Genomic DNA, 5,152 nt, shown 5'->3' with positions numbered 1-5,152 from the left:
CACTCGTCCTATGCCGGGACCTACGGCGGTAAGCAAAATGAGCGGCTGGAGTATCTCGGCGACAGCCTCCTCGGGGCGGTGATAGCCGCTGCCGCTTACCGGCTCTATCCCGATGAGGATCAGGGCGGACTGACACAGATCCGCTCCTTCCTCGTCAGTCGCAAGCAGATCAATAAGCTGGCGCGCAGCATGGGCATCGACAGGATGCTCCGGGTCTCCTCCGGGGTCGACCTGGAGCACAGCGATGTGCCGGGGAATGCCCTCGAGGCCTTTATCGGAGCACTCTACCTCGACAAGGGATTTGAGGTGACGGCCGACTTCGTCAAGAAGCAGGTGGTGATCTCGCGGAAAAACCTGGAGTGCGTCTCGCGGCAGGAGGAGGACTATAAGTCGACCTTTATCATCAGGATGCAGAAGGAGGGGACGCCCTATCTCTTCGACTACCTCGGGGAGACCGAGGAGGCGCCCGGCGAGGTGACTCATCACGTGGCTCTCCGTGTGGGAGCGGATGGTGTGGTCCTCTCTGAGGGCAGCGGACCGAGCAAGAAAGCGGCCGACCGGATGGCGGCTCGCACTGCTCTCCGGCTCCTCGACACCCACTGACGATACCCATAACCCATATACAGAGAGGGCCGACCCGCATCCCGCGAGCCAGCCCTCTCTCTGCATATTTTACTGTGATCTCAGTCGAGTCGGAGGCACCAGATATCCGGCGTACGTACACCCGGCTTTCGCTCCCCACCTACGAGGTAAAGTGTGCCATCCTGAGCGGTCAGGGCGCCACCGGCAGTGGCGAAGGCGGTGTCCGTAGCGACGACAGACCACTCGCCGCTCTCGTAGTCGAGGCTGATCACGTGCGGCATAAAGTGGTATGCTTCCGGATCACGTGTCATGTACTCAACGCGCTGCCGGGCAAAGTCCTCCAGAGCCTCCTGATCGCCTGCCGCTGTCGCCAGTCCCTGACGATACTCGCGCTCGAGTGCGCTCCGGAAGATGTCGTAGTCCACACCGCCCACCGCATAAACCTTCTTCGCGGCCTCATCGTACGCCACCGCAGTACCTACGAAGAGGAGCTTACGACCACTCTCCTCCAGCACCGGGTGATCGCTGACAAGCTGCCACTCGGCGGTCTCGTCCCCCAGTCGTAGTGCGTAGCTTCTGTCCTGCATCAGCGGCTCTCTCCCTCCCTCTGACGGGGCGAAGCCACCGCAGACAAAGAGCTTACCTGAGTGGGCAAAGGCGATCGGCTGTATGCGCACTCCGTCAGGTAGCGGAGCGATGTGGCGAAGTTCGCCGCCCTCAGTCAGATCCATTGCCTCCACCTCGCGCATCGGCTGTCCCGGGGCAGACCAGCCACCTACCAGGTATAGCTGTCCCTCTGAGATCGCTGCGCTGCCCTCATGCCATCCATGAGAGAGCGCGTCGGAGAGGTGCTCCATCGTCGGCACACCGGCTGCGGTCAGGGTGATCCTATAGATCGAGCGAAGGGACGAGCTACCATCGGTACCGCCGATGAAGTAGAGCGTGTCCCCCTCCTCCGATCGGAGTGAGGCTCCGTAGCCTGAGGGTCGTGCTAGATCCCCCAGAGTGAGTGTGTCGAGGACCTCGCCCTCGTCCGAGATCCGCAGGGCGTGGATCCGGCTGTAGAAGCGCTTCTGTCCTCCCTCAAGAGGTCCCTTGTCGGGGAAGTTGCACCCGCCGCCGTAGATCAACCACTCTCCCAGCACTCCGGCAAATGCCCCGGAGGCTCCCTTCTCCAGCCCTTCCTCAGCCTTGAAAAACTCCTGAGGGAGGGCAATCTTAGTCAGTCGACTCATCGTTGTCTTACTCTCTTGATTTGCCTGACATCCCGAGCTCGTCAGACTGATCATCAGTCCGAGGAGCAGTGCGATGCGAGATCTTATACTTATGTTATCCTTCATTGACTCTCTTGATGTTGTCTCGCCAGGCGAGACAGATCGCATTACAAAGGTCTTATCCAAAGGTACCAATATCCCCGCTTACTCTTCTCGTATGTACGAAAAAACTTTTCTTATATGCTGTTGTGAGTCATAGTTGTTTGACAAGCGGATCCTGCCATTGTGGAAGAAGTGTAGAAGAAGAGGAGAACGTTTAATGTGTTACGATTAGGAATATATGGATATATTTGCGAGAGGAAAAATAGTTTATTAATGATACGATAGTATTATGGCTGAGTTTGCTAAGATCAAAGGGCTGCTGGTAGCCCCGTTTACACCCTATAAGGATGCAGCTGCGGAGGAGATCAATACCGAGATCATCCCCGCCTATGCCCGGATGCTCCACGACAATGGTCTGAAGGGCGTCTTCATCAACGGCTCTTCCGGGGAGGGCTATATGCTGACGAAGGAGGAGCGCATCCGTCTCGCCGAGGCGTGGCGCAGTGCGATCGAGTGGGACGACTTCCGTCTCATCGTCCACGTCGGCTCCACCTCTATTAAGGAGTCGCGCGAGCTGGCCAGTCACGCTCAGGAGATCGGCGCCTTCGGCATCGGTGCCATGGCCTCGCCCTTCCCCAAGGTGAGCCGTGTGGAGGACCTCGCTGCCTACTGCCGTGAGATCGCCAAGGGCGCCCCGGAGCTCCCCTTCTACTACTACCACATCCCCGCCTTCAATGGTGCCTTCCTCCCGATGACCGACTTCATGCGTGTGATGGAGAAGGAGGTCCCCACCTTTGCCGGGCTGAAGTACACCTACGAGAGCAACTACGAGTACAATCAGTGCATGCTCTATAAGGACGGCAAGTACGATATGCTCTACGGCCTCGATGAGACGATCCTCTCCGCCCTCGTCATGGGCGGTGCCAAGGGTGGTATCAGCGGCACCGGCAACTACATCGGCCGCGTGCTCACTCAGGTGATCTCCTGCTGGGAGAAGGGCGACCTCGAGGGCGCAAAGAAAGCGCAAAACTATGCCCAGGACGTGATCAACGTCATCGCTAAGTACAGAGGAAATATCGTCGCCGGGAAGCGAATCATGAAGCTGATCGGTCTCGACCTCGGTCCCAATCGCATCCCCTTCCACTCCATAGAGCCGGAGGAGGAGCAGGCGATCCGGAGAGCGCTGGAGGAGATCCACTTCTATGATCACTGCAATAAGCTATGAGCCAGGACACAAAGACCTATCTACACCACCTAATCACTCAGTGCAGGGAGGAGCTGCTGGAGAGTATCCTCCCCTTCTGGCTTGAGCATGGTCTCGACCGGGAGTATGGCGGCATGCTCACCTGCGTTGATCGCGACGGGACCCTGATGGACGGGACCAAGTCGGTCTGGTTCCAGGGTCGTGCAGCCTATATCCTCTCCTACGTCTATAATCACATCGACCCCCGCCCCGAGTACCTCGAGGCGGCAAGGAGTATCCTCGACTTCGCCGAGAAGCACTGCGTTGACCCGGAGGACGGGCGGTGGTACTTCGAGGTGACACGCGACGGGCTTCCTCTCCGCAAGCGCCGCTACGTCTTCTCCGAGACCTTTGGTATCATCGCTATGGCGGAGTATGCGCTGGCGACCGGAGACAAGAGCTATGCAGAGAAGGCTCTCCGACTCTTCAGTCAGGTGCAGGAGTGGCTAGAGACGCCCGGTGCACTGCCGTCCAAGTATCTCCCCACTCAGCCCGCCATCGGTCACAGCATCCTGATGATCCTGATGAATACCGCTGCGGTGCTTCGTCAGGTGGTCGATGATCCGATCCTGGAGCGACAGGTGGAGAAGTCGTATGAGGCGATCCGCCACAAGCTCTGGCGCCCGGAGTACCACATCATCCTCGAGAGCGTTACGCCCGAGGGTGACCTGATCGACACCCTCGGTGGGCGGACGATCAATCCCGGTCACTGCATCGAGACCTCCTGGTTCCTCATGGAGGTGGGGCACGCCTTCCCCTATCTGTCGATCTCGGATGAGATGCGATCCTTTGCCCTCGAGGTGCTGGACGGCGCCTGGGAGTGGGGCTGGGACGAGCCCTATGGGGGTGTGATCAACTTCCGCGACTGCAAGGGCTTCCCAAGTCAGGACTACAGCCAGGACATGAAGTTCTGGTGGCCTCAGACCGAGGCGGCCATTGCACACCTCTATGCCTATAAGGAGACCGGTCGGGAGGAGCACCTAGATAGTCATAAGAAGGCACTCGACTGGGCCTGGACCCACCTCCGTGACCCCGAGTACCCCGAGTGGTACGGTTACCTCCACAGAGATGGCACCGTGGCACAGCCGGCTAAGGGCAACCTCTTCAAGGGACCCTTCCACATCCCCCGCATGCTGACTAAGCTCATCCTCCTCGCTGAGGAGATTTTAGATCAATAATATATAGGTATGTCTAAGCTAAAGGAGAAAAACTGGTACCCCTGGCTCGTCGTCGGGCTCCTCTGGATCGTAGCGCTGCTGAACTATATGGATCGGCAGCTCCTCTCCACGATGCAGGCGCAGATCGGTGCCGACATTACCGAGCTGCAGTCGGCGGAGAACTTTGGTCGCCTCATGGCAGCCTTTCTCTGGATCTACGGCATCTTCAGCCCCATCGCCGGCTCCATTGCCGATCGGCTGAGTCGCAAGTGGCTCATCATCGGCAGTCTCGTCGTCTGGAGTGTGGTGACGACCGCGATGGCGTGGTGCACCACCTTTGAGCAAATGTGGTGGCTCCGCGCTACGATGGGCGTCAGCGAGGCACTCTACATCCCCGCCGGACTGGCTCTGATCGCGGAGTACCATACCGGACGGACCCGCTCCCTCGCCGTCGGTATCCATATGACTGGTATCTACATCGGTCAGGCACTGGGAGGCTTCGGCGAGACGCTCTCCATCAGCATGAGCTGGCAGAGTGTCTTCCACTACCTCGGCCTCATCGGTGTCGGCTACGGTCTGGTGCTGATGCTGCTCCTGCAAGACAAGCACACCCTCCGGGAGAAGGCCCTCGAGCGCCGGCAGCATGCTGCCACCGCCCCCGGTCTGGGATCCTCGCTGAGGAGTCTCTTCCGCACCCCCGCTTTCTGGGTACTGCTCTTCGTCTTTGCCGTCCCGAGCCTCCCCGGCTGGGCGACCAAGAACTGGCTGCCAACGCTCTTCAATGAAAACCTCGACGGCATCACCATGAGCACCGCCGGTCCCCTCTCCACCATCTCCATCGCCGCCAGCAGCTT

General features: G+C 59.3%; 5 protein-coding genes. 4 read left to right on the top strand and 1 reads right to left on the bottom strand.

The genetic code is table 11. The features are described 5' to 3' along the window. Positions 1-603, top strand: a 603-nt coding sequence (locus Q0F21_RS05190) for a ribonuclease III domain-containing protein (protein WP_297238033.1), incomplete at its 5' end; no start/stop codon positions are given. Between the two features lie 80 nt (positions 604-683). Here Q0F21_RS05190 and Q0F21_RS05185 read toward each other — a convergent pair. Next, positions 684-1,817, bottom strand: coding sequence for a hypothetical protein (locus Q0F21_RS05185; RefSeq protein ID WP_297238031.1), 1,134 nt, complete (start codon positions 1,815-1,817; stop codon positions 684-686). A gap of 370 nt (positions 1,818-2,187) precedes the next feature. Here Q0F21_RS05185 and Q0F21_RS05180 point away from each other — a divergent pair, with 370 nt between their 5' ends. From Q0F21_RS05180 to Q0F21_RS05170, 3 genes are all read left to right on the top strand, one after another. Beyond that, a complete protein-coding gene (locus Q0F21_RS05180) occupies positions 2,188-3,123 on the top strand; it encodes a dihydrodipicolinate synthase family protein (RefSeq protein ID WP_297238029.1) in 936 nt (311 codons plus the stop codon). Continuing rightward, a complete protein-coding gene (locus tag Q0F21_RS05175) occupies positions 3,120-4,319 on the top strand; it encodes an AGE family epimerase/isomerase (RefSeq protein ID WP_297238026.1) in 1,200 nt (399 codons plus the stop codon). Before Q0F21_RS05180 ends, Q0F21_RS05175 begins: the two co-directional genes overlap by 4 nt. A 9-nt stretch (positions 4,320-4,328) precedes the next feature. After that, positions 4,329-5,152: MFS transporter (locus Q0F21_RS05170; RefSeq protein ID WP_297238025.1), on the top strand; the 824-nt coding region annotated here is incomplete at its 3' end.

It is taken from the genome of uncultured Porphyromonas sp. (assembly GCF_934359325.1).
GTDB lineage: Bacteria > Bacteroidota > Bacteroidia > Bacteroidales > Porphyromonadaceae > Porphyromonas_A.
Note: the sequence above shows the minus strand (reverse complement) of the source record. Positions and strands in the feature narration are given on the sequence as shown.

Coding starts and splice junctions, on each gene's coding strand:
- Q0F21_RS05185 (WP_297238031.1), bottom strand. CDS start 1,817: ATGAGTCGACTGACTAAGATTGCCCTCCCTCAGGAGTTTTTCAAGGCT.
- Q0F21_RS05180 (WP_297238029.1), top strand. CDS start 2,188: ATGGCTGAGTTTGCTAAGATCAAAGGGCTGCTGGTAGCCCCGTTTACA.
- Q0F21_RS05175 (WP_297238026.1), top strand. CDS start 3,120: ATGAGCCAGGACACAAAGACCTATCTACACCACCTAATCACTCAGTGC.